This window comes from Pseudomonas sp. DR208, assembly GCF_019823005.1.
GTDB classification, from domain to species: domain Bacteria; phylum Pseudomonadota; class Gammaproteobacteria; order Pseudomonadales; family Pseudomonadaceae; genus Aquipseudomonas; species Aquipseudomonas extremorientalis.
The window spans coordinates 4,828,822-4,854,138 of the sequence record NZ_CP081944.1 but is presented as its reverse complement, the minus strand read 5'-3'; the positions used below and the strand labels follow the sequence as shown (position 1 = coordinate 4,854,138).

At 61.6% G+C, this 25,317-nt stretch carries 18 protein-coding genes and 1 other RNA gene; 12 read left to right on the top strand and 7 right to left on the bottom strand.

The features are described 5' to 3' along the window. Position 1: 1 nt before the first annotated feature. A complete protein-coding gene (gene dacB, locus K5K89_RS21735; RefSeq protein WP_071491393.1) occupies positions 2–1,462 on the bottom strand; it encodes a D-alanyl-D-alanine carboxypeptidase/D-alanyl-D-alanine-endopeptidase in 1,461 nt (486 codons plus the stop codon). A 238-nt stretch (positions 1,463–1,700) separates the two neighbouring features. Here dacB and K5K89_RS21730 point away from each other — a divergent pair, with 238 nt between their 5' ends. Further along, positions 1,701–2,045, top strand: coding sequence for a YggL family protein (locus K5K89_RS21730; RefSeq protein ID WP_010208515.1), 345 nt, complete (start codon positions 1,701–1,703; stop codon positions 2,043–2,045). Positions 2,046–2,081: 36 nt separating this feature from the next. Here the strand turns inward: K5K89_RS21730 and K5K89_RS21725 are convergent, their stop codons facing one another. Continuing rightward, the gene (locus K5K89_RS21725) at positions 2,082–3,272 is read right to left on the bottom strand and encodes a benzoate/H(+) symporter BenE family transporter (RefSeq protein WP_058427362.1); all 1,191 of its coding nucleotides are present in this window, start codon (positions 3,270–3,272) and stop codon (positions 2,082–2,084) included. 214 nt (positions 3,273–3,486) lie between these two features. Between K5K89_RS21725 and K5K89_RS21720 the strand changes: the two genes are divergently transcribed. Then, positions 3,487–4,251 carry a GntR family transcriptional regulator gene (locus K5K89_RS21720; protein ID WP_015885332.1) on the top strand — a complete coding sequence of 255 codons (765 nt, stop codon included), beginning with the start codon at positions 3,487–3,489 and terminating at the stop codon, positions 4,249–4,251. Between the two features lie 64 nt (positions 4,252–4,315). Here K5K89_RS21720 and guaD read toward each other — a convergent pair whose 3' ends face one another. The 4 genes from guaD to xdhA form a co-directional block, all read right to left on the bottom strand. Then, positions 4,316–5,620, bottom strand: coding sequence for a guanine deaminase (gene guaD, locus K5K89_RS21715; protein WP_222540245.1), 1,305 nt, complete (start codon positions 5,618–5,620; stop codon positions 4,316–4,318). 12 nt (positions 5,621–5,632) lie between these two features. Beyond that, positions 5,633–6,472, bottom strand: a complete 840-nt coding sequence (gene xdhC / locus K5K89_RS21710; protein WP_071491391.1) for a xanthine dehydrogenase accessory protein XdhC — start codon at positions 6,470–6,472, stop codon at positions 5,633–5,635. Between the two features lie 117 nt (positions 6,473–6,589). After that, positions 6,590–8,989 carry a xanthine dehydrogenase molybdopterin binding subunit gene (gene xdhB / locus K5K89_RS21705; RefSeq protein WP_071491390.1) on the bottom strand — a complete coding sequence of 800 codons (2,400 nt, stop codon included), beginning with the start codon at positions 8,987–8,989 and terminating at the stop codon, positions 6,590–6,592. Then, positions 8,982–10,430, bottom strand: coding sequence for a xanthine dehydrogenase small subunit (xdhA, locus tag K5K89_RS21700; protein ID WP_222540244.1), 1,449 nt, complete (start codon positions 10,428–10,430; stop codon positions 8,982–8,984). The genes xdhB and xdhA overlap by 8 nt, the downstream gene beginning before the upstream one ends. Positions 10,431–10,710: 280 nt before the next feature. Between xdhA and K5K89_RS21695 the strand changes: the two genes are divergently transcribed. The 10 genes from K5K89_RS21695 (at position 10,711) to K5K89_RS21650 (ending at position 24,398) form a co-directional block, all read left to right on the top strand. Continuing rightward, on the top strand, positions 10,711–11,370 hold the full coding sequence (locus tag K5K89_RS21695) for a GntR family transcriptional regulator (protein WP_058427357.1): 660 nt from the start codon (positions 10,711–10,713) through the stop codon (positions 11,368–11,370). A 2-nt stretch (positions 11,371–11,372) separates the two neighbouring features. Next, on the top strand, positions 11,373–14,861 hold the full coding sequence (smc, locus tag K5K89_RS21690) for a chromosome segregation protein SMC (protein ID WP_222540243.1): 3,489 nt from the start codon (positions 11,373–11,375) through the stop codon (positions 14,859–14,861). A gap of 259 nt (positions 14,862–15,120) precedes the next feature. Then, positions 15,121–15,984, top strand: a complete 864-nt coding sequence (zipA, locus tag K5K89_RS21685) for a cell division protein ZipA (RefSeq protein ID WP_071491386.1) — start codon at positions 15,121–15,123, stop codon at positions 15,982–15,984. 87 nt (positions 15,985–16,071) lie between these two features. After that, on the top strand, positions 16,072–18,429 hold the full coding sequence (gene ligA / locus K5K89_RS21680; RefSeq protein WP_071491385.1) for an NAD-dependent DNA ligase LigA: 2,358 nt from the start codon (positions 16,072–16,074) through the stop codon (positions 18,427–18,429). A 164-nt stretch (positions 18,430–18,593) separates the two neighbouring features. Continuing rightward, positions 18,594–19,760 carry a putative zinc-binding metallopeptidase gene (locus K5K89_RS21675; RefSeq protein WP_222540242.1) on the top strand — a complete coding sequence of 389 codons (1,167 nt, stop codon included), beginning with the start codon at positions 18,594–18,596 and terminating at the stop codon, positions 19,758–19,760. A 224-nt stretch (positions 19,761–19,984) separates the two neighbouring features. Further along, an RNA gene (ffs, locus tag K5K89_RS21670) (signal recognition particle sRNA small type) lies at positions 19,985–20,081 on the top strand. Positions 20,082–20,206: 125 nt separating this feature from the next. Then, positions 20,207–20,620, top strand: a complete 414-nt coding sequence (locus K5K89_RS21665) for a hypothetical protein (protein ID WP_071491383.1) — start codon at positions 20,207–20,209, stop codon at positions 20,618–20,620. A 20-nt stretch (positions 20,621–20,640) separates the two neighbouring features. Beyond that, positions 20,641–22,602 (top strand): hypothetical protein, encoded by a 1,962-nt coding sequence (locus tag K5K89_RS21660; protein ID WP_222540241.1) that lies wholly within the window; start codon positions 20,641–20,643, stop codon positions 22,600–22,602. Positions 22,603–22,759: 157 nt separating this feature from the next. After that, on the top strand, positions 22,760–23,806 hold the full coding sequence (locus K5K89_RS21655; protein WP_058427350.1) for an N-acetylmuramidase family protein: 1,047 nt from the start codon (positions 22,760–22,762) through the stop codon (positions 23,804–23,806). A gap of 1 nt (position 23,807) precedes the next feature. Then, a complete protein-coding gene (locus K5K89_RS21650; RefSeq protein ID WP_222540240.1) occupies positions 23,808–24,398 on the top strand; it encodes a hypothetical protein in 591 nt (196 codons plus the stop codon). Here K5K89_RS21650 and K5K89_RS21645 read toward each other — a convergent pair whose 3' ends face one another. Beyond that, complete coding sequence (locus K5K89_RS21645) at positions 24,399–25,262, bottom strand: LysR family transcriptional regulator (RefSeq protein WP_222540239.1); 864 nt, start codon at positions 25,260–25,262, stop codon at positions 24,399–24,401. Positions 25,263–25,317 lie beyond the last annotated feature (55 nt).

Genomic DNA, 25,317 nt, shown 5'->3' with positions numbered 1-25,317 from the left:
TTCAGAGGGCCGGTGCTGCCGCAGCCACCTTCGGCTGACGGTACAGGTCGAGCAACACCTGATCCAACACCGACGAAGCACCCCATGGCTTCGGGTCGTTGAGGATAGCCACCACAGCCCAGGTATTGCCGTTGTTGTCGCGGCTGAACCCGGCGATGGCGCGCACGGTGTTCAGGGTGCCGGTCTTGACGTGGGCTTCGCCGCGCATGGCGGTGGTCTTCAGGCGTTTGCGCATGGTGCCGTCGGTGCCGGCAATCGGCATCGAACTGATGTACTCGGCAGCGTAGGGGCTTTTCCACGCGGCTTGCAGCATGGCCGCCATCTCGCGGGCGCTGACCCGTTCGGCGCGGGACAGGCCTGAGCCGTTCTCCATCACCAGGTGCGGCGCGGTGATGCCTTTCTTCGCCAGCCACTGGCGCACCACGCGTTGCGCAGCCTTGGCATCGTCGCCATCGGCGTCGTTGCGGAACTGCGCGCCCAGGCTCAGGAACAACTGCTGGGCCATGGTGTTGTTACTGTATTTGTTGATGTCGCGGATGATTTCCGCCAGGTCCGGCGAAAAGGCCCGGGCCAATACCTTGGCATCCTTGGGCACCGGTGCCTGGATGTCACGGCCCTGGATGGTGCCGCCCAATTCCTTCCAGATCGCCCGGACGGCGCCGGCGGTGTAGGTGGCGTGGTCCAGCAGCGACAGGTAGGTCTGCGAGCTGCAGCCATCGGCCAATTGGCCGCTGACCGTTACCGTCACGCTGCCGTCGGCGGCGGTGACCGGGTTATAGCGTACGTCGCCGGTGCACTGCTTGGCGTTGGACACCTTGACCTGGTTGTCGATACGGATGCTGGCAATCGGCGGCTCGACCGATACCAGTACCCGGCCCGAATCATTGCGGGTCACGAAGCGCAGGGCCTTGAGGTTGACCAGCAGCGCGTCCGGCTTGACCAGGAAGGGCTTGTTCTCGTCGTTGCCGTCGTCGTTGAATTCCGGCAACAGCGGCTGGTTGAAGAAGCTGCGGTCCAGCACCAGGTCCCCAGTGACTTGCTGCACGCCGTTGGCGCGCAGGTCGCGCATCAGCAGCCAGAGTTTTTCCATGTTCAGCTTGGGGTCGCCGCCGCCCTTGAGGTACAGGTTGCCGTGCAACACGCCACCGCTGAGGGTGCCATCGGTGTAGAACTCGGTTTTCCACTGGTGGTTGGGGCCGAGCATTTCCAGGGCCGCGTAAGTGGTGACCAGCTTCATGGTGGAGGCCGGGTTCACCGACACGTCGGCGTTGAACACGGTGGGCGTGCCCGGGCCGTTCAGTGGGATCATCACCAACGACAGCGCAGTGTTTTGCAGTTTGGCTTTGGCCAACGCCTGTTGAACATTGGGCGGCAGGGTATTGTTGACGGGGGCAGCGGAGACGGAAAAGGCCAGTGGCAGAATAAAACCGGCAAACAGAACGGAACGCAACGATTTGATCATAAGAAGTAAAACCCTACTGCTGAGGAGGGTGAAAAAGGCGAGGGGTAAGTAAGAAAAATCCCTCAATGGTCATGAAAGTGTCGGCATTATGCCCCAAGGTGGAGCCACTTGTAGCTGAACCATAGCTGGTATTAGGCGTTTTTTTTACAGGCATTGTGCCGCCTGTCCCAGAGAGTCGGGCAATCGCCGCCTTAAACTGCTAAAGTGCCGCCCGTTATTACTTATGAGGATTGTTCCAATGGCGACTAACCGTTCCCAGCGTCTGCGCAAAAAACTGTGCGTTGATGAATTTCAAGAGCTGGGTTTCGAACTGAACCTGGACTTCAAAGAAGGCCTGAGTGAAGAAGCTATCGACGCTTTCCTCGAAGCATTCATCAAAGAAGCCATGGAAGCCAATGGTCTGGGCTACGTCGGCGGCGACGACTACGGTCTGGTTTGCCTGCAGAAGCGTGGCTCGGTCTCCGAAGAGCAACGTGCTGCCGTTGAAGCCTGGCTGAAAACCCGTTCCGAGCTGACCAAGGCTGAAGTCAGCCCGCTGCTGGACGTGTGGTATCCGGAAAAGCCGATCAACGCGGCTAAGTGATACTGAAAAAACGGCGACCCCAGGGTCGCCGTTTTTTTATGCCTTGCGCCAATTCAGAATCAGCAGCGTCAACACCCCCGCCACAATCCCCCAGAACGCCGACCCGATGGAAAACAGCGTCAGGCCAGACGCCGTGACCATGAAGGTGATCAGCGCCGCTTCACGTTCCTTCGGCTCATTCATGGCGATGCTCAGGCCATTGATGATCGAGCCAAACAGCGCCAGCGCCGCGATCGACAGCACCAGTTCCTTGGGCAAGGCTGCGAACAGCGCCGCCAAGGTCGCGCCGAATACCCCGGCAATCCCGTAGAACACCCCGCACCACACGGCTGCGGTATAGCGCTTGTTGCGGTCTTCATGGGCATGGGGCCCGGTGCAGATCGCTGCGCTGATGGCGGCCAGGTTGATTCCGTGGGAGCCGAACGGCGACAACACCAGAGATGCCAGCCCGGTGGCGGTGATCAGCGGCGAGGCCGGCACGTTGTAGCCGTCGGCCCGCAGCACGGCGATGCCGGGCATGTTCTGCGAGGTCATCGCCACCACGAACAACGGGATGCCTATGCTGATGGTCGCCGCCAGCGAAAAGTGCGGCGTGGTCCATACCGGCGTCGCCACTTCCAGGTGGAAACCGCTGAAGTCCAGCAGCCCCATCAACCCCGACAGCGCGGTGCCGATCAGCAGCGCGGCCAGCACCGCATAACGCGGCGACAGGCGCTTGATCACCAGGTAGGTGAAGAACATTCCCAGCACCAGCCCGGTGCGATGCTGCGCGGCGACGAAGATCTCGCTGCCGATCTTGAACAGGATGCCCGCCAGCAGGGCCGCCGCCAATGACGCCGGGATACGCTTGACCAGTTTTTCAAAGCTGCCGGTCAAGCCGCAGATCGTCACCAGCACCGCGCAGGTGATGTACGCGCCGATGGCTTCGCCGTAGCTCACACCGCCCAGGCTGGTGATCAGCAGCGCGGCACCTGGCGTCGACCAGGCAATGGTGATGGGGGTGCGATAGCGCAGGGACAGGCCGATGCTGCACACCGCCATGCCGATGGAGATCGCCCAGATCCATGAAGAAATCTGCGCCGTGGTCAAACCGGCGGCTTGCCCGGCCTGGAACATCAGGACCAGGGAGCTGGTGTAGCCGGTCATCATGGCGATGAAGCCGGCGACGACGGCCGAAGGTGAAGTGTCGGCCAGCGGGCGCAGAGGCGCTTGGGCGGCATCGGTCATGAACAGGTGTTCCTTTTACCAGGGAAGTTGCGGATTCAAGCCTAAACTCAAACGCAGCGACCCATTGCAATACAGCCGACGCCGCAAACAGCCGTACAGTGTGTTGGCGCATTGGGTTGTGTACAATGTGCCCTGTTTTTAGGTGATACTTGCCAGCGACACGCTGTTGCCGTATTACCGTTAATTCGCCGCCGTTCTCCAAACCCGAGTGCCCATGAACGAACAGTTGCAACCTCTCAAGAAACAACCGCGTGCCGGCAAGGCCGGTCGCAGCGGAACCCAGGACGATATCGTCTACGCGCATATCTTCGAGGCGATCCTCGAACAACGCCTGGCACCCGGTACCAAGTTGAGCGAAGAGGCACTGGGCGAAATCTTCGGCGTCAGCCGCACCATCATTCGCCGCGCGTTGTCGCGCCTGGCCCATGAAGGCGTGGTGCTGCTGCGGCCCAATCGCGGTGCGGTAGTGGCCAGCCCAAGCGTCGAGGAGGCACGCCAGGTGTTCCTCGCGCGGCGTCTGGTGGAGCGGGCGATCACTGAGTTGGCGGTGCAACACGCCACGGCCGAGCAACTGGCCGAACTGCGCCAGATGGTCAATGACGAACGCGACAGCTTCTCCCGTGGCGATCGCGGTGCCGGTATCCGCCTCTCCGGCGAGTTCCACCTCAAGCTGGCCGAAGCGGCGAAGAACGCGCCGCTGATCAGCTTCCAGCGCAGCCTGGTGTCCCAGACTTCATTGATCATCGCCCAGTACGAAAGCGGCAACCGCTCGCACTGTTCCTACGATGAACACACCCAGCTGATCGACGCAATCGAGGCACGGGATGCGGCGTTGGCAGTGAACTTGATGATGCATCACATGGATCACATCGACAGCAAGCTCAACCTCGATGAAGAGAGCGCGTCGGATGATCTGCATGCGGTGTTTTCGCATTTGTTGCAGACCAAGAAGCCGGGGCGTTCGTCCATAAAGTTGTAAATACGACCAACAATGTGGGAGTGGGCTTGCCCCCTCCCACATTTGTTTTGGGGTGTTTATGGGATTAGCGCTGGTGCACCAATTGCCCCGCCGCATAAGTCTGCAACACCGTCCGATCATCCCCCAGTGTCATCAATACAAACAACGTCTCGGCAATGTTCTTCGCCTGCTTCAGGCGATAGCTCAGCAGTGGCGTGGCGTTGTAGTCCAGCACCAGGAAGTCCGCATCGGTGCCCGGTTGCAGCGTGCCGATCTTGTCTTCCAGCCGCAGCGCCCGCGCACCGCCCAGGGTCGCCAGGTACAGCGACTTGAACGGGTTCAAGCGCGCGCCCTGCAACTGCATGACTTTGTAGGCTTCGTTCAGGGTTTGCAGCAGCGAGAAACTGGTGCCGCCCCCCACATCGGTGCCCAGGCCCACATTCAGCTTGTGCTTCTCGGCCATCGGCAGGTTGAACAAACCGCTGCCGAGGAAGAAGTTCGAGGTCGGGCAAAATGCGACTGCTGAACCGGCCTCTGCCAGCCGCGCGCACTCGTCATCACACAGGTGCACGCCATGGGCAAACACCGAGCGCTCGCCCAGCAACTTGTAGTGGTCGTAGACATCCAGATAGCCACTGCGCTCCGGGAACAGCTCCTTCACCCACTCGACTTCCTGCTTGTTCTCGCTGATGTGGGTCTGCATGTACAGGTCCGGGTATTCCCCCAGCAGTTGCCCGGCCAGTGCCAGTTGCTCCGGCGTACTGGTCGGGGCAAAGCGTGGCGTCACCGCATAATGCAGGCGGCCCTTGCCGTGCCAGCGCTCGATCAGCGCCTTGCTTTCCTGGTAGCCGGATTCGGCGGTGTCGGTCAGGTAGTCCGGCGCGTTGCGGTCCATCATCACCTTGCCGGCGATCATGCGCAGGTCGAGTTTTTCTGCCGCTTCAAAGAATGCATTCACCGATTGCGGATGCACACTGCCGAACACCAGCGCGGTGGTGGTGCCGTTGCGCAGCAGTTCCTTGATGAAGATATCCGCGACTTCTTCGGCGTGAGCCTTATCGGCGAACTGGCTTTCGCACGGGAAAGTGTAGGTGTTGAGCCAGTCGAGCAACTGCTCGCCATAGGCGCCGACCATGCCGGTCTGCGGCAGGTGGATGTGGGTGTCGATCAGGCCCGGGGTGATCAACGCGTCCTGGTAATGGGTGATGTCGATGTCGGCGGGCAAGGTCGGCAGTAAATCGCTGGCATGGCCGATGGCGCTGATTTGACCGTTTTCGATCACCAGCAGGCCGTCTTCGAAGTACTCGTAGGAGGCGTCGATGCCCACTTCAGCGGGGTCGGCGAGGCTGTGCAGCAGGGCGGCACGGTAGGCTTTGCGAGTCAAAGGCATGGTGATCTCATTTCAAATGGCTTGGCTGCGACGCGAGGCCGGCAGCAGTTTGGCAATGGGTTCGGCGCTGGCGGTGTGCTGGCCGAAATTGGCGTTATAGGTGGCGATGATTTCGCCGGCGATGGAGATGGCGATCTCCACCGGCAACTTGCCCTTCACCTCGGTGAGGCCCATGGGGCAGCGCATGCGTTGCAGTTGCGCGGCGTCGAAGCCGCGATCCCGCAGGCGATGTTCGAACTTGACGCGCTTGGTCTTCGAGCCGATCAGGCCGAAGTAGGCAAAGTCGTTGCGCTTGAGCAGGGCGGCGGTGAGTTCTAGGTCCAGCGCGTGGTTGTGGGTCATGACGATGCAATAACTGCCCACCGGCAGATCGGCAATTTCGTCGACCGGCTCTTCGCTGACGATTTTACGCACGCCCTGGGGGATATGTGCTGGAAACTCCTGGTCACGGGAATCGATCCAGCGCACCCGACACGGCAGGCTGGCCAGCAACGGCACCAGCGCCCGGCCGACATGGCCGGCGCCAAACACCGCAATCTGCGCCTGCACCTGGCCCATGGGCTCAAACAGCAATACGGTCACGCCGCCGCAGCACTGGCCCAGGCTCGCGCCGAGGCTGAAGCGTTCCAGATGGGTGTTCTGCTGGCCGCGCACGAGCATGTCGCGGGCGATCTGCATCGCCTTGAATTCCAGGTGCCCGCCACCGATGGTGTCGAAGGTCTGGGCGGCGCTGATGACCATCTTCGAACCGGCATTGCGCGGCGTGGAGCCGAGCTCTTCGATGATGGTCACCAGCACGCAGGGTTCACCTTGGTTTTGCAGGTCGGCGAGGGCGCTGATCCAGTTATTCATGGTCACCTCTTGTGGTGTCTGTCAGGCCGCTATCGGGGGCAAGCCCCCTCCCACATTTGAAGGTATTCACAGATCAAAGTGTGGGAGGGGGCTTGCCCCCGATGGCAGCGCCTCGGTCTAAAGCGAAGCCATCTCGGTATCCGCCTCAACCACCTTCGCCGCAGTCAACTGCCGCATCTGCTCACACCCCCACAACACCCGCTCCGGCGTGGCCGGTGCATCGATCCTGGGCTGATGGCGATAGTCAGCCAGGCTCGCCACGGCATCCTTGATCGCGCACCACGAAGCAATCCCGAGCATGAACGGCGGCTCGCCCACGGCCTTGGAGTGGAACACCGTGTCTTCGGGGTTCTTGCGGTTTTCCACCAGCTTCACCCGCAGGTCCAGCGGCATGTCGGCCACGGCCGGGATCTTGTAGCTGGCCGGGCCATTGGTCATCAGCTTGCCCTTGTCGTTCCACACCAGCTCTTCCATGGTCAGCCAGCCCATGCCCTGGATGAAGCCGCCCTCGACCTGACCGATGTCGATGGCCGGGTTCAGCGAGGCGCCCACGTCATGGAGGATATCGGTGCGCAGCATCTTGTATTCGCCGGTCAGGGTGTCGACGATCACTTCGCAGCACGCGGCGCCGAACGCGTAGTAGTAGAACGGCCGACCCCTTGACTGGCTGCGGTCGTAGAAGATTTTCGGGGTCTTGTAGAAGCCCGTGCTCGACAGCGACACCTGGGCGAAATACGCCTGCTGGATCAACGCCTCAAACGTCAGGATCTGCTCGCGCACGCGCACATGGCCGTTGTGGAACTCCACGTCCGCTTCGCTCACGTCGTACTTGCGTGCGGCGAATTCCACCAAGCGCTGCTTGATGGTTTCGGCGGCGTTCTGTGCGGCCTTGCCATTCAGGTCGGCACCACTGGAGGCGGCGGTCGGTGAGGTGTTGGGCACCTTGTCGGTGTTGGTGGCGGTGATCTGTACGCGGTCGATGTCCACCTGGAACACCTCGGCCACCACCTGTGCGACCTTGGTGTTCAAGCCCTGGCCCATTTCGGTGCCGCCGTGGTTCAGGTGGATGCTGCCGTCGGTGTAGATATGGATCAGCGCACCGGCCTGGTTGAGGAAACTCGCGGTAAACGAGATACCGAATTTCACCGGGGTCAGCGCCAGGCCTTTTTTCAGGATCGGGCTGTGGGCGTTGTACAGGCGAATCGCTTCGCGGCGCTCGGCGTATTGGCTGCTGGCTTCCAGTTCGGCGGTCATCTCGTCGAGCATGTTGTGCTCGACGGTCTGGTAGTAGTGGGTGACGTTGCGCTCGGTCTTGCCGTAGTAGTTGGCCTTGCGCACCGCCAGAGGGTCCAGCGCCAGGTGGCGAGCGATGGCGTCCATCACTTCCTCGATGGCCACCATGCCTTGCGGGCCGCCGAAGCCGCGATACGCGGTGTTGGACGCGGTATTGGTCTTGCAGCGGTGCCCGTTGACGGTGGCGTCGCCCAGGTAATACGCGTTGTCGGCGTGGAACATGGCGCGGTCGACAATCGAGTTGGACAGGTCCGGCGAACAGCCGCAGTTGCCCGCCAGTTCCAGGTTGATCCCGTGCAGGCGACCGCTGTCGTCGAAGCCGACGTCGTATTCGATATAGAAGGGGTGGCGCTTGCCGGTCATCAGCATGTCTTCGACGCGCGGCAGGCGCATCTTGGTCGGCTGGCCGGTCAGGCGTGCGACCACCGCGCACAGGCACGCCGGGCTCGCCGCCTGGGTTTCCTTGCCGCCGAAACCACCGCCCATGCGGCGCATGTCCACCACGATCTTGTTCATCGACACGTCCAGCACTTCGGCCACCAATTTCTGCACTTCGGTGGGGTTCTGCGTGGAGCAGTAGACGATCATGCCGCCGTCTTCGGTGGGCATCACCGAAGAGATCTGGGTTTCCAGGTAAAAGTGTTCCTGGCCGCCGATGTGCAGGGTGCCCTGGATGCGGTTTTTCGCAGTGGCCAGTGCGCCGGTCGAATCGCCGCGCTGGTGGGTGTGACTGTCGAGTACGAAATGTTTTTTACGGAACGCCTCGACCACATCCAGCACCGGTTCAAGGTCTTCGTACTCGATTACCGCCGCCATGGCGGCCTTGCGTGCGGTTTCCAGGTCACGGGCAGCAACGGCCAGCACCACTTGGCCGACGAACTGCACCGTATCAATCGCCAGCAAGGGGTCGCCGGGCATCAATGGGCCGATGTCTTTAAGGCCCGGCACGTCCTCATGGGTGATGACAATGCGCACGCCATCAATGGCGTAGCAGGGCGCCGTGTCAATGCTGATGATGCGGGCGTGGGCGCGGTCGGACATGCGCGCATACAGGTGCAACTGGTTGGGGAATTCCAGGCGGTCATCGATGTACTGCGCTTCGCCGGATACGTGCTTGGCGGCGCTGTCATGCTTGACGCTGCGGCCGACCCCGGAAGTAAGGTCCTGGGCAAACAGTTCGGCGAGTTCGGCCTGGGTTTTAACGACGGCGTGATGGTTAGACATAAGCGGTCACCCGAGTCTCGATGTGCGGTGTTTGCAGCTCAATGAAGTACTTGCGCAGCAGGTTCTGTGCGCTGAGCAGGCGGTATTCCTTGCTGGCGCGGAAGTCCGACAGCGGGGTGAAGTCCTGGGCCAGGGCGGCGCAGGCTTTCTCCACGGTAGCGCTGTTCCAGGTGGCGCCGACCAATACGGCCTCGCAGCTTTTGGCGCGCTTGGGCGTGGCGGCCATGCCGCCGAACGCCACGCGGGCCTCGCGGATCACGCCGTTGTCGAGCTTGAGGTTGAACGCGGCGCAGACGGCGGAAATATCGTCGTCCAGGCGCTTGGAGACCTTGTAGGCGCGGAACAGCGTGTGGCCCTTGGGCACGATGATCTTCTCGATGAACTCGCTGTCCTGGCGGGCAGTGACGCGGTAATCGATGAAGTAGTCCTCGAGTGCCAGGGTGCGGCGTGTCGCGCCTTTGCACAGCACAATCTGCGCGCCGAGGGCGATCAGCAGTGGCGGCGAATCACCGATCGGCGACGCATTGCCGATATTGCCGCCGAGGGTGCCCTGGTTGCGGATCTGCAGGGAGGCGAAGCGGTGCAGCAGGTCGCCGAAGTCCGGGTATTCGTGGTGCAGCGCGGTGTAGCAGTCGGAGAGGGCGGTGGCAGCGCCGATTTCCAGACGGTCGTCGAAGTCGTCGATGCGCTTCATTTCTTCAATGTTGCCGACGTAGATCATCACCGGCAAGGTGCGATGGAACTGGGTCACTTCCAGCGCCAGGTCGGTGCCACCGGCCAGCAGGCGGGCCTGCGGGTAGGCGTCGTAGAGGTCGGCCAGGTCGGCGACGGTGAGCGGCACCAGGCAGCGTTTGTCGCCGCTGTTGAGTTCACCGGTCTGGGTCGGCGCAATGGCTTTGAGGCGGGCGATGGTCTGCGCCTCACGGCTGTCGAACTGATCCTGGGGCTTGTTGCAGCAGGCCTGTTCGGCTGCGGCGAGGATCGGGCGGTAGCCGGTGCAGCGGCACAGGTTGCCGGCCAGGGCTTCATGGGCTTTCTGGCTGTCGGGCGCATCACTGTTCTTTTGCAGGGCGAACAGCGACATCACGAAACCGGGGGTGCAAAAGCCGCATTGCGAACCGTGGCACTCGACCATCGCCTGTTGCACGCTGTGCAGTTGGCCCTGGTGCTTGAGGTCTTCGACGCTGATCAGTTGCTTGCCGTGCAGCGACGAGACAAAGGTCAGGCAGGAGTTGAGGCTGCGATAACGGATCCGCTCGGCGCCTTGATCGTCGGTGTGCAACTCGCCGACCACCACCGTGCACGCGCCGCAATCGCCGCTGGCGCAGCCTTCCTTGGTACCGGATTTGCCCAAATGCTCGCGTAAATAGTTGAGCACGGTCAGGTTGGGGTCCAGGGCGTGCTCGCTACGGAGTTCCTGGTTAAGTAAAAACTGGATCACGGAAGGCCTCGCAGACTCATTATTGTTGTTAACCGCTTTGCGCCGAATCTAGTCATCTCTGACTTTTCGGTCAACGATTTTCTGACCAGAAGGTCAAGAAATTGCGATCGCAACACTTTCAATTATGGTTCAGTCTTCTGAAACCGGCGTTTTTGGGGGCTTATGGCTATTCATCGTTGCTTATTCCGTGCCAAATTCGCCACGGTGGGCGTAGCGCCATCAGCCAGCCAATGCGCTACACTGCCGCGCTTGTACCGATAGAAGATTTTGAAGGGAAAACATGACGTTCAAGGCGCCGGACAGTCTCGCCGAGCAAATTGCTCACCACCTCGCCGAACGCATCATTCGCGGCGATCTCAAGCCTGGGGAGCGGATCCAGGAACAGAAGGTCACGCTGGCGCTCAATGTCAGCCGTGGTTCCGTGCGCGAAGCCTTGCTGATCCTCGAACGCCGCCACCTGATCGCGATCCTGCCGCGCCGTGGCGCCCATGTCACCGAGTTGACCGCGCACAAGGTGCAGAGCCTGTGCACCTTGATGGGCGAGCTGTACATCCTGCTCGGCAATGCGGTCGCCCAGGGCTGGCAGGTGCAGGCCGACATGGCGCCGTTCCTGCAGATCCAGCAGCGCCTGGTGACCAGTTACGAGCGCGAGGACATCCGCGCTTTCGTTGAAGAAAGCTTCAACGTGATGCGCGCCGCGTACCCCTTCGCCAATAACCCGTACTTGCAGGAAACCGTCGAGAACCTGCAGCCGGCGATGAACCGCGCCTATTACCTGGCCCTGGATCAGCGCAAGGCGTCCATGAGCGAATACCTGGCGTTGTTCGAGCAACTGCTCGCCGCCGTACTTGCCCGTGACTTGCCGCAGATCCGCCAAGTGCTCTCGGCCTACGGCGAGCGCAGTTGCTCGCTGGTCATTGCTGCGTTGGCGGACGCCTAAACGTGCGGCTCAAGTGCATCAAACTGGCGGGGTTCAAATCCTTCGTCGACCCGACCACGGTGAACTTCCCCAGTAACATGGCGGCGGTGGTCGGGCCCAATGGTTGCGGCAAGTCGAACATCATCGACGCCGTCCGCTGGGTGATGGGCGAGAGCTCGGCCAAGAATCTGCGCGGCGAGTCGATGACCGACGTCATCTTCAACGGCTCCACCAGCCGCAAGCCGGTGAGTCAGGCCAGCATCGAACTGGTGTTCGACAACTCCGACGGCACCCTGATCGGCGAGTACGCAGCCTACGCGGAGATCTCCATTCGCCGCAAAGTGACCCGCGACAGCCAGAACAGCTACTTCCTCAACGGTACCAAGTGTCGCCGTCGCGACATCACCGATATTTTCCTCGGCACCGGCCTGGGCCCACGCAGCTACTCGATCATCGAGCAGGGCATGATCTCCAAGCTGATCGAAGCCAAGCCCGAAGACCTGCGTAACTTCATCGAAGAAGCGGCTGGCATTTCCAAGTACAAAGAGCGCCGCCGCGAGACCGAAAACCGTATCCGCCGCACCCACGAGAACCTCGCCCGCCTGACCGACCTGCGCGAAGAGCTGGAGCGCCAGTTGGAGCGCCTGCACCGCCAGGCCCAGGCCGCCGAGAAGTATCAGGAATACAAGGGCGAGGAGCGCCAGCTCAAGGCACAACTGTCGGCCCTGCGCTGGCAGGCGCTGAACGACCAGGTGGGCCAGCGCGAAGCGATCATCGGCACCCAGGAAATCAGCTTTGAAGCCCTGGTGGCCGAGCAGCGCAATGCCGACGCCAGTATCGAACGCCTGCGTGACGGTCACCATGACCTGTCCGAGCGCTTCAATCTGGTGCAGGGCCGCTTCTATTCGGTCGGTGGCGATATCGCCCGCGTCGAGCAGAGCATCCAGCATGGCCAGCAGCGCCTGCGCCAGTTGCAGGATGACCTCAAGGAAGCCGAGCGCGCGCGCCTGGAGACCGAATCCCACCTGGGCCACGACCGCACCTTGCTGCTGACCCTGGGCGAAGAGCTGGACATGCTCACCCCCGAGCAGGAAGTCACCAGCGCCGCCGCCGAAGAAGCCGCCGCCGCCCTGGAAGAAGCCGAAGCCACCATGCACGGCTGGCAGGAGCAGTGGGACACCTTCAACCTGAAGTCTGCCGAACCCCGGCGTCAGGCCGAAGTGCAGCAGTCACGCATCCAGCAACTGGAAACCAGCATGGAGCGCCTGGCCGAGCGCCAGCGCCGCATGCAGGAAGAGCGCGCGTTGCTGTCCGCCGACCCGGAAGACGCGGCGATCATGGAACTGAGCGAGCAACTGGCCGAAAGCGAAATGACGCTGGAAGAGCTGGAAGCCAGCGAAGAACAACAAGTGGAGCGCCTGGAGCAATTGCGTCAGCAGTTGCAGCAGGCGACCCAGGCACAGCAACAGGCCCAGGGTGATTTGCAGCGGCTCAATGGCCGGCTCGCCTCCCTTGAAGCGTTGCAGCAGGCTGCATTGGACCCGGGCACCGGCACCGCCGAGTGGCTGCGTGATCAACATCTGGCCGAACGCCCGCGCTTGGCCGAAGGTTTGAAGGTAGAAGCCGGTTGGGAACTGGCGGTGGAAACCGTCCTGGGTGCCGACCTGCAAGCGGTGTTGGTGGATGACTTTGGCGGCTTCGACCTGGCCGGTTTTGCCCAGGGCGACCTGCGTTTGCTCAGCCCTGCCGCCGATGGCACGCGGGTGCCGGGCAGTTTGCTGGATAAAGTTGAAGCGGCGATTGATCTGTCGCCGTGGCTGGGCCAGGTCAAGCCGGTGGATTCCCTGGAGCAGGCCCTGGCCCAGCGCGGTCAGTTGGGCGCCAGCGAAAGCCTGATCAGCCGTGACGGCTATTGGGTCGGCCGCCACTTCCTGCGCGTGCGCCGCGCCAGTGAAGCGGAAAGCGGCGTGTTGGCCCGTGGCCAGGAAATCGTCAACCTGATCGCCGAGCGCGAAGAGCGCGAAGCCACCCTGGAAAGCCTGGAAACCGAACTGCAAACCCTGCGTGCCACCCAGCGCCAGCAGGAGACCGGCCGCGAGCACCTGCGCCGCCTGTTGCAGGACGAAGCGCGCCAGCAAGGCGAACTCAAGGCCCAGCTCTCCGCGAGCAAAGCCAAGGTCGAGCAACTGACCCTGCGCCGCACCCGCCTCGACGAAGAAGTCGCGGAAATGGGCGAGCAGCGCGCCCTGGAACACGAACAGATCGGCGAAGCGCGCCTGCAGTTGCAGGAAGCCCTCGACAGCATGGCCCTCGACACCGAGCAGCGCGAACTGTTGCTGGCCCAGCGCGACAGCCTGCGCGAACGCCTCGACCGTGTGCGCCAGGAGGCGCGCCAGCACAAGGACCACGCCCACCAGTTGGCCGTGCGCCTGGGGTCGCTCAAGGCCCAGCACGCGTCCACCGCCCAGGCCCTTGAGCGCCTGGAGATGCAGTCCGAACGCCTGACGGAAAAGCGCGAGCAACTGAGCCTCAACCTGGAGGAGGGCGAAGCCCCACTGGAAGAGCTGCGCCTGAAGCTCGAAGAGTTGCTCGACAAGCGCATGACCGTCGACGAAGAGCTCAAGACCGCGCAGATCGCCCTCGAAGACGCCGACCGCGAACTGCGCGACGCCGAAAAGCGCCGGACCCAGGCCGAGCAGCAATCCCAACTGATCCGTGGCCAGCTCGAACAGCAGCGCATGGAGTGGCAAGCCCTGACCGTGCGCCGCAAGACCCTGCAAGACCAATTGCTGGAGGACGGCTACGACCTGCACGGCGTACTCAACACCCTGACCGCCCAGGCCAACGAGAAAGAAGCCGAAGAAGAACTGGAGCGCATTGCCGCACGTATCCAGCGCCTGGGCGCGATCAACCTGGCGGCCATCGACGAGTACCAGCAGCAATCCGAACGTAAACGTTATCTGGATGCCCAGGACGCCGATCTGGTGGAAGCCCTGGACACCCTGGAAAACGTGATTCGCAAGATCGACAAGGAAACCCGTAACCGTTTCAAGGATACCTTTGATCAGATTAATGGCGGTTTACAGGCGTTATTCCCAAAAGTTTTCGGCGGTGGCAGCGCTTACTTGGAACTGACGGGCGAAGATCTACTCGATACAGGGGTGACGATCATGGCGCGGCCTCCGGGCAAGAAGAACAGCACCATCCATTTGTTGTCCGGCGGCGAGAAAGCCCTGACCGCATTGGCCCTGGTATTTGCCATCTTCAAGTTGAACCCGGCGCCGTTCTGCATGCTCGACGAAGTTGACGCGCCGCTGGATGACGCTAACGTTGGACGCTACGCGCGGTTGGTGAAAGAGATGTCCCAGACCGTGCAGTTCATCTATATCACCCACAACAAGATCGCCATGGAAATGGCGGATCAGTTGATGGGGGTCACGATGCACGAACCGGGCTGTTCGCGTTTGGTGGCGGTGGATGTCGAAGAAGCGATGGCAATGGTGGAGTCTTGACCCATGCCGGCAAAGAATTTTTGTAGCGTGCGGTAAGAGGCTTTAACGGCCTGGCGAAAGTGGCAAATGGACATATTTGTTCAAGGCATTTTGACAGACGGTGTAAAGTTATCTTTGGTCGTGCTAGTTTAATGTCAAATTTTCGTATGCGTGGGCAAAACGTCAGTCAGAACATAGAGTTGGCGCCACGTTTTAAAGCGGTTTGCACGTTGCTAAACCCCTTATTTTTCAGCATTTTTTATTAGAGGCACGGGATTACATGGAAATCGGTCTGCGCGAGTGGCTGATCGTCATCGGCATTATTGTCATTGCCGGTATTCTTTTTGATGGCTGGCGCCGGATGCGCGGTGGCAAGGGCAAGCTCAAATTCCGTCTGGACCGCAACCTGTCCAACTTGCCTGACGACGACGGCAGCGCCGAGCTGCTGGGGCCGCCCCGTGTGCTGGACACCCATAAAGAACCGCAATTGGACGAGCACGACTTGCCGTCGATGAGCGCGCCGGTGCGTGAAGCCCGCGAGCCGTCGCCCAAGCGTGGCAAGCGCACCGCTCCGGTGGTCGCGGAACCGCGCCAGGCCGACCTGGACCTGGACGTCAATGACGGCCCGAGCTTCAGCAGCCGCGATGATGATTTCCCGGACGAGAACGCCGGCAAGAACGCGCCGCGCCAATCCGTGAACGACCAGCCGGCCGCCGAAGAAGTGCTGGTGATCAGCGTGATCTGCCGCGACGCTGCTGGCTTCAAAGGCCCGGCCCTGTTGCAGAACATCCTCGAAAGCGGCCTGCGGTTTGGCGAGATGGATATCTTCCACCGTCACGAAAGCATGGCCGGCAACGGCGAAGTGCTGTTCTCCATGGCCAATGCGGTCAAGCCGGGCACCTTCGACCTGGACGATATCGACCTGTTCAGCACCCCGGCCGTGAGCTTCTTCCTCGGCCTGCCAGGCCCGCGTCACCCGAAACAGGCGTTCGACGTGATGGTGGCCGCGGCCCGCAAGCTGTCCCAGGAACTCAATGGCGAGCTCAAGGACGACCAGCGCAGCGTGCTGACCGCCCAGACCATCGAGCACTACCGCCAGCGCATCGTCGAGTTCGAGCGTCGCGCCCTGACACAGAAGCGCTGAGGTCCGATCTTAAGCGTTGCCTGTAGAATCCGTGCACTAACATATTGAGCAGCTTCGGCTGCTCTTTTGCTTTATGAGAGAACACCCATGACCGCCGCCCACACCCGCATCCTCGAACTGCGCGCTGAACTGGATCAGCACAACTACCGCTACCATGTCCTCGACGAGCCGAGCATTCCGGACGCCGAGTACGACCGCTTGTTCCACGAGCTCAAGGCCCTGGAGGCCGAGCACCCGGAACTGGTCACGCGGGATTCACCGACGCAGCGAGTCGGCAGTGCGGCGCTGTCGGCGTTCACCCAGGTCAAGCATGAGATCCCGATGCTCAGCCTGGGCAACGCGTTCGATGAAACCACCATGCTCGAGTTTGATCGCCGGGTCACCGAAGGCCTCGACCTGCCGGTGGGCGACCTGCTCGGCAGTGGCGCAGCGGTGGAATACAGCTGCGAACCGAAGCTGGACGGCTTGGCGGTCAGCCTGCTGTACCAGGATGGCGAGCTGGTTCGCGGCGCCACCCGGGGCGACGGCACCACCGGCGAGGACATCAGCGTCAACGTGCGCACCGTGCGCAATATCCCGCTGAAACTGCACGGCAGCGGCTGGCCGGCAACCCTGGAAGTGCGCGGTGAAGTGTTCATGTCCAAGGCCGGTTTCGAGCGACTCAACGCCGCGCAACTGGAAGTCGGCGGCAAGACCTTCGCCAACCCGCGCAACGCCGCCGCCGGCAGCCTGCGTCAGTTGGACTCGAAGATCACCGCCAGCCGCCCGCTGGAGTTCTGCTGCTACGGCGTGACCACCGACATCAGTGATACCCACATCGGCAACCTGCAACAGTTGAAGAAGTGGGGCATGCCCATCAGTCATGAGCTGAAGCTGGCCAAAGGCATTCAGGATTGCCTGGAGTACTATCGCGACATCGGTGAGCGGCGTAACAGCCTGCCCTATGAAATCGACGGCGTGGTGTTCAAGGTCAATAGCATCGCCTCCCAGCGTGAACTGGGCTTCCGCGCCCGCGAACCGCGCTGGGCCATCGCGCATAAATTCCCGGCCATGGAAGAGTTGACCGAACTGCTCGACGTGGAATTCCAGGTTGGCCGCACCGGCGCCGTGACGCCTGTGGCGCGCTTGAAGCCGGTCAAGGTTGCGGGCGTGACCGTGTCCAACGCCACCTTGCACAACATGGATGAAGTCGCGCGCCTGGGCCTGATGATCGGCGATACCGTGATCATCCGCCGCGCCGGGGATGTGATCCCGCAAGTGGTTTCGGTGGTCACCGAGCGTCGCCCGGAAAATGCCCGCGCCGTGCAGATCCCCGAAAGCTGCCCGGTGTGCGGCTCCCATGTGGAGCGCACGCAACTGGTCAAGCGCAGCAAGGGCAAGGAAACCGTCAGCGAAGGCGCGGTGTACCGCTGCGTCGGGCGCCTGGCCTGTGGCGCGCAGCTCAAGCAGGCGATCATTCATTTCGTCTCGCGCCGCGCCATGGACATCGATGGCCTGGGTGACAAGACCATCGAGCAACTGGTGGATGAAAAACTGATTGGCTCACCGGCCGACCTCTACAAGCTCAAGTACGAGCAGATCATCGACCTGGAAGGCTTTGCCGATATTTCCAGCAAGAAGCTGATCACTGCTATCGAAAACAGCAAGACCCCGACCCTGGCGCGGTTTATCTATGCCCTGGGCATTCCCGACGTGGGCGAGGAGACCGCCAAGGTGTTGGCGCGTTCGCTGGCATCCCTGGAGCGCGTACAGAAGGCCTTGCCGGCAGTGCTGACGTACCTGCCGGACGTGGGCCTGGAAGTGGCGCACGAGATCCACAGCTTCTTTGAAGACAGCCATAACCAGGACGTGATCGGTGCGCTGCTGTCGCCAGACGAATGCGGCCTGCAATTGCAGGACCAGGGCGACCTGAGTGCCGAATTCGCCGCCAGTACCACGCTGGGCGGCTTGCTCGACAAGTTGCATGTGCCAAGCGTCGGCCCCGGCGCCGCGCAGAAACTTGCGGACAAATTCGGCACCTTGGAAGGCGTGATCAAGGCCGACTGGCTGGATATGCGCCAGGCGCTGCCCGAAAAGCAGGCCAAGGCTGTGCGTGAGTTCTTCGATAACGCAGACAACGCCAACCATGCCCTGGCCATCGAGCAGCAGCTCAAGGACTTCGGCATGCACTGGTTGAGCGAGAAGAAGGTCGTCGAAGGCTTGCCCGAAGCGGGGCACACCTGGGTGCTCACCGGTTCCCTGGAACTGATGAGCCGCGACGTGGCCAAGGAAAAACTCGAAAGCCTCGGCGCCAAGGTAGCGGGTTCCGTCTCGGCGAAAACCCACTGCGTGGTGGCGGGGCCGGGCGCCGGTTCCAAGCTGGCCAAGGCGAGCGAGTTGGGCCTGAAGGTACTGGATGAAGAAGCCTTCGTCGCCTTCCTGGCCAAGCACAACATCACGGTCTGATCCGGGCTTTGTGGCGAGCGGGTTTGCTGTGGAGAGCGGGCTTGCTGTGGCGAGCGGGCTTGCCCCGCGTCGGGCTGCGCAGCAGCCCTCTCCCAACCATCACCAAAGTGGAACGATCCTGAACAGAAAGTGATCTAGTCTCAGTCACCCAGGGAGAGATCGCCATGTTCCGCTACTTCGAGCAACTCAGTTCTCGCATCGCTGCCCCCTTTGTAGCCGGTACATCTCGCGACAGCAAGGTGTGGCAGTGCCGCTGCGGCCAATCCCTGTTCTTTCGCAACAGCCAGTGCCTGGCCTGCCAGGCGCTGCTGGGCTACCAACCCCAGCAAGCCCGGCTGGACTCCCTGCAGCCCGGCCCGGTCGAAGGCACCTGGCTGCAGGACGGCAACCTCGACGCCGGCGCCTTCCGTCGCTGCGCCAACCTCGACACTCCGGCCGCCTGCAACTGGCTGATCCCGGCCCACAGCACCGCGCCGCTGTGCGTGGCCTGTAGCCTGAACCGCACCATTCCTGACCTGTCGATCCCGGAAAACCATGAACGCTGGCGAAAAGTCGAAACCGCCAAGCGCCGGTTGGTCGCGCAATTGATCAGCCTGGGTTTGCAAGTGGTGCCCAAAAGCGTCGACGAAGACACCGGCCTGGCCTTCGATTTTGTCGGTATCGACCTGGAAGGCAACGCGCCCATGACCGGCCACGCGAACGGCCTGATCACCCTCGACATCAAGGAGGCCGACGACGCCCACCGTGAAAAGGTCCGCGTCCAGATGCGCGAACCCTACCGCACGCTGCTCGGTCACTTTCGCCATGAGGTCGGCCATTACTACTGGGATCGCCTGATCGCCAATACCCATTGGCTAGAACCGTTTCGCAACCTGTTCGGCGACGAACGCGCCAGTTATGCCGACGCCCTCGACCAGCACTACCAGCACGGTCCACGTGCCGACTGGCAGCAAACCTGCGTCAGCGCCTACGCCACCATGCACCCCTGGGAAGACTGGGCAGAAACCTGGGCGCACTACCTGCATATGATGGACGCCGTCGACACCGCCCTCGGCTTTGGCATGAGCGCCCGCGAGATGGACCTGGATTACCAGCCATTTCCCCTCAGCACGCTCTATGATCCCGAACACCCTGGCGGCGCGGCATTCCTGTCATTCGTCAACGCCTGGATCGAACTGGCCGGCATGCTCAACGAACTGTCGCGCAGCATGGGCCAGCCGGATTTCTACCCCTTCGTGCTGCCACCGGCGGTGATCGCCAAGCTGCATTTCATTCACCTGGTGATCCAGGAAGAGGGCGGCCGAGCGGATGAGGTGGTACTGGCACAATGATGAGCACTGTGGGAGGGAGCTTGCCCCCGATGGCGCTGGGTCAGTCACCTGTTTATTGGCTGATGTACCGTCATCGGGGGCAAGCCCCCTCCCACAGATGCTGTTGGCGGTGACAAGTACTTGAACCCCTTCATATTTTTAATCCGTCCCCAACGGTTGTAACTTCCGATGAGATCGGTACAATGGCCCCGCTTGCCGAGAGGCAGGCGTCGTTATGGTGACCCCATCGGTCCCCCCGCAACGATTACCCGTGAACCTGGTCAGAGCCGGAAGGCAGCAGCCACAGCGGGAACATTGTGTGCCGGGGTGTGGCTGGTGGGGTTGCCTCCATAACGCTCCTCCTTGCAGTACCTGTTCAAATTCAAATCAAAAATGCTTTCACGCCATCTGCCATCGGGCAGTCCATGGCGGCATACTCCAGTGCCTGGCATCCGGAGACAGCACACGTGGAAAAAGTCGACGACCTCACTCGCGAAAAACTGCGGGAATGGCAGATGCGCCGCCTGGAGATCAAGGACCGCATTCAATCCCACCCTGAGCAGACCCTGGAATTGTCGAGGGTGCTGGACCTCATGGACGACGAACATGCGGAAATCCTCAGCCAGGCGGAAATGATCCGCTCTGCGCAAGTGGCTGATGAGCCCGCGCAGCCACCGCTGGCGGGCGCTTGCACGCTGCAATTGAACGTGGTCGCGCAGAGCGCCGAAGACTTGCGTCGCTTGCTCGATATGGCTGTGTTCGAACTCCAGCAACAGATCAATGCGATGGCGTCTGCGGCTGGCGCAGGCCCTCATTGCGGCGGTATGTCGGGCTCGCTGGGCGAGTATCGGTTTGAACTGGGCGGTCAGGGCAATGCCTGACTCCCTGGCGGCGAGGCACTATGCAACCTGAACACTTCGATTTATCCAGCCCGGTCTTCCTGCCTGTCACGGAGCAAACCTGCACGGCCCTGCTAGGCTCGGACGGCGCCCAGGCCCTGGTCGGCCTGACGAATCCGGAGCTGGCCGCCGTACTGGTCATCCAGAACCTGGCCCAGGCCGCGGAAAAAGAACTGACCTGCGCGGGCGCCGAGCGCATCCTGTCCAAATTGCTCGACTGGTCGGTGGACACGCAGGCAGGGGGCGCCGCGACGCTGCTGTCCGAAGCCCAGCGACTGTTCGACCCGCGCAAGCTCTACTTCGGTTTCAACGCGCTGAAAAGTGTCAACCTGCGCCTGTTGTCGGCGGAAGAGGTCGCCGCGCGGGATTACCTGCTGCCTACGGGAAAATGGGATATCGGCTACAAGGTCCGCCACCTGCGCAGCAATGACCCCTTCAGCCAGCAGATGATCACGCCCCGCCAGCGTGAGCGCTGGCTCAGCCCGGCCCAGGACAAACTGGTGCGTACCTTCCGCGCCAACCTCAACGAAGATTTGCACGTCCAAGGCTACGCCGGCATTGGCAAGAGCCACTTGCTCGGCGCCTTGATGGAGTGCCTGCGCCCCGCTCAGACCCTGGTGCTGGCCCGCACGGGGGCAAAACTGGCGACCCTGCGTGAGCGCATGGGGCTGGGGAAGGACAGCAAGGCGGGTTCGACCTTCGCTGCGTTCGCCAAGGCGCTGCTGCAGGGGCCACGCCCTTCCGTGCAGGGCACGCCGGGCAGGTTGCCCGGCAAACATGAAGTGTCTGAGGCCCTGAATATCCACGGCTGGCGAGGGCACGAGGGCGTGGCGACGCTGGATATCTGTCTGAAGGTGCTCGAAAGCTATTGCCACTCCAGCCATCACAGCCTGTCGGCCAGGCACCTGCCGCATTTCAAGCACCCGTTGTCCAGCGTGGATACCCAGGCGTTGCTGGAGTATTCCAGCCGGTTGTGGACGTACCTGGAGGCCAACCCACAGTGGGCCGGCCAGACTGCTTTCGCGGCGCTATGGCTGATCAAGCGTGCGAGTCTCGAAGGCTGTGTGGTGCCGCCTCGCTATACCCATGTGTTGATCGATGAAAGCCAGGACATCCCGCCTTCGTTGCTGCAGATCATCGAGCGTGGCCGCCAAGTCTTGATCACCCTCGGCGATGAATACCAATTGGCCAGCGGTGTGATGGTGCGAAGAAAGCGCGAAGTCCGACACACCGACATCAATTATTCGGTGCGCTCGGGTCGCAACGTCGAGCGCCTGGTCAACCCATTGATCAGTGTGCACTCACAAAAGTGCAAGACCCCCTTCGAAGGCGCACGGGATGCGGACGTCGGCATCGAACATTACCCCCAGGGCTTCGTACCGCCGGAAGGCTGCGTGGTGTTGACCGCCTCCCATTGGGACACCATGAAATGGGCCATCCAGTTGCAGCAGGCCAACTGCCCGTTCGGGTTCTTCGACACTGCGGCGCAGCAAGATCTGCAGCGTTTCATGATCAGCGTCATTGCCTTGTTCAAGCCGGAGTTCTACAGCAACGAGCACAACGGCAACGGCCCTCACGCCTATTTCAGTGATATGCAAGACTGGCAACAGGTGCGCGACGCCAGCCAGTTCGACGAGGCGTTTCTGTGGGTCGAGAGCGAGCTGGAAAAAGGCTTCAATGTCGCCGACATCACGCGCTTGAACCGGCTGGGCGGCGTGCCCGGCAAACGTTGCCTGCTGATGCTGGCGGCAGAGGCGGGCGGCATGGAGTTTGACCGGGTGCTGCTGACGCCCGAGTTGCTGACCAACGTGAAGTTCAAGGACGCCTACGCGTTCGACCAACGGCTGTGCGAGGTGTATATCGCCATTTCCCGCGCGCGGATGCAGCTTTACCTGCCTTACGACGTGGTCGAGTGGATTGATTTCCACACGTATCAGAAAACCCGGGAGTTTCACGGTTACTGATTGATTTAATTCGGCTGTTTCACAACTTTTGCAGGTCGCTCTGGACAACCCAAAACCACCTTGCTAGTTTCCGCCAGCTACTTGTTTCAGAGTGTGACAAGTACGCGAGGTTGATATTGAAGTGCCATCACTTCTTTAACTAACAAGGATGTCTGTGATGAAAAGCCTGCAAGGGTTGCCCCGTCTTATCAGTGCTTCGGTAGGCGCGCCCGGCAAAGCCCGCAACTTGCCCGCCGATGTGCAGTGCGTCCAGTATTTATTCAATCTGATCATCCCGAAAATGGGTTTCCCGCTGGCCGAAAACGGCAAGTGCGATGGCCAATTGGTGCAATGCATCAGCCAGTACCAATTCCGTCATCTCAAATATGCCCACCCTGATGGCGTGATCGACCCGACTGGTAAGACCTTCAACAGCCTGATCGAAGAAGCGGTGAAAGTGCCGGTGAAGGCGTTCCCGAGTATGCGTATCCCGAGCTTTCTGAATGTGTTCGGCAACAATCAGGGCGACGCAGTGCAGGCCACGGTGAATGTGTACCTGGACCGCATGCGCGCGATGATCGAGGCCGAGAAGCGCAACCGCCAATTGATGCTGCAGGCCACGTGCGACGGGGGAATGACCCTCAGCGAGACGGATTTCCAGAATGCCGCTACGCAGTTGGGTGGCGGTATTTCGGTGAACATCATCAAGGCCTTCGCCACGGTAGAATCCGGCGGCCGTTCGGGTTTCGGCCCGGCCAAGTTGCCGGTAATCGCGTTCGAAGGGCACCTGTTTCGCAAGTACACCAAGCACATCTACGACCAGGCGCATCCGCTGCTGTCCTACCCCTACAAGAAAAAAGCCGGGCCGCAGTGGCAGACCAATAACAAGGACCAGACCAAGGCCTGGGAAACCATGGCCACCGCGTTTGCGCTGGATCAGGAAGCCGCGTTGATGTCGGCGTCCTGGGGCATGTTTCAGATCATGGGCTTCAACTACGCGTCCTGCGGCTACAAGACGGTGTTTGAATTCTCTGCGGCATTAAAAGTGAATGCCGGTAACCAACTAAAGGCCTTCCTCGGTTTTTGCAGCAAGAGCCCGGCGTTGATGAAAGCCATGAAAGCCAAGGATTTTACCGGCATGGCGCGTAACTATAACGGTGAGGACTACGGCAACTATGACGTCCTTATGCAGAAAGCCTACGAGAAACTTGAAGGGAAAAAATAAGATGATCCGTTTTCTAGCGATGGGTGTGTTGTCGTTGTGCGCCGTAGCCCCTGCGTTTGCCGGTTCGCCCGCGTTGCATTCGGGCAAGTACGAAGGGCTGATGCTGGCGGTGACGCCTGAGCATCAGGTGGAAGGTTACTACTCGGAGGAGATGGGCGAAGGCGTGACCCGCAGTTGCGCGTTCTACCTGCAGGGCAAACCCGCGGCGTTGACCACCTGGGCCGACGCCACCTACCCAGGCAGCGTGGCACCCTCGTCCGATGGCGTGACCCTGACCGTGGCAGAAGGCCGCCAGCATCCGGGTTGCCTCAATGTGCTGATGCCGGAGATCGCCACCGGCCTGGACCTGAGCCAGACCGCCAACACGAAATGGATCGGCCTGGTGAAGGTGTCCGCCGACAAGGCTTACCTGCTGAAAAACCCAAGCGCCAAGGCCGCCAAGCGTCCGTACATCGTCAAGAACGATGTGGTCGGGGTGCTGGCCTTCAAGGATGGCTGGGCCCAGGTCGAGTTCATCAATGCCGATGACCGTTCGTTTATCGGGTGGATCAGTCAGGATCAGTACAGCCGCCTGGCAGCACCCAAAAGCTGATCAGCCGAAGGTTTCGCGCAACAACCCGGCAAACGCATCCCGTGCCAGGTGCCGCTGGGTGTCCTTGTGCCAGAACAGCAGGTTGTCCACCGCCTGCAGTTCCTCGAATCGGTACGACGCCAATTGGTTGGCCTGCTCATAGCGGGCCAGGATGCCCTCCGGCGCCAGTGCCACGCCAATTCCCGCACTGACACAACCGATGATCGTGCCCCAGCTGGCATAGCTGGCAATGGCCGGCTTGAACGCGTGGGGCTTGACCCAGTTCTCCAGCGCTGCCCGATAAGGGCAGCCGGGCGGCCATACCAGCAGGGTGCGGCCGGCCAGGTCTTCGGCGCTGTGGATCGGTGCGCTGGAGGCGCTGGCGATCAGCACCAGGCGTTCACTGTAGACCACGCTGTGTTCGAGCTTTGCGCGTTTGTTGCCCGCGGCCACCAGCGCCACGTCCAGGCGGTGGTGTTGCAGGTCATCGAGCAGTTCGCCCCAGGCGCCGGTCACCAGCTCCAGGCTGACATCCGGGTAGCGCCGATGGTATTCGGCCAGCAACGGCGGCAGGCGTCCGCTGGCGCTGGACTCCACCGCACCGATACGCAGGGCGCCACGGGGGATGGCATTGGCATCGACGGCGCGTTTGGATTCGTCCACCAGGGCCAGGATCCGTTCGCAATATTCCAGGAAGATCTCACCGGCCGCACTGATCGCCAGCCCGCGTCCGGCACGGATAAACAGCGGTGTGCCCAACTCGCTTTCCAGCTGCTTGATGCGCGTGGTGATGTTGGACGGCACACAATGCAATTGCACGGCGGCCTGGGCCACGCTGCCGGTTTGTGCCACGGCGCGCACCATTTTCAGTTGGGCCAGTTCCATTGCTCAGTTCCAGTGATTTCAGAAGTCAGAAACGGTTAATTGTCCTGCGCGTTGC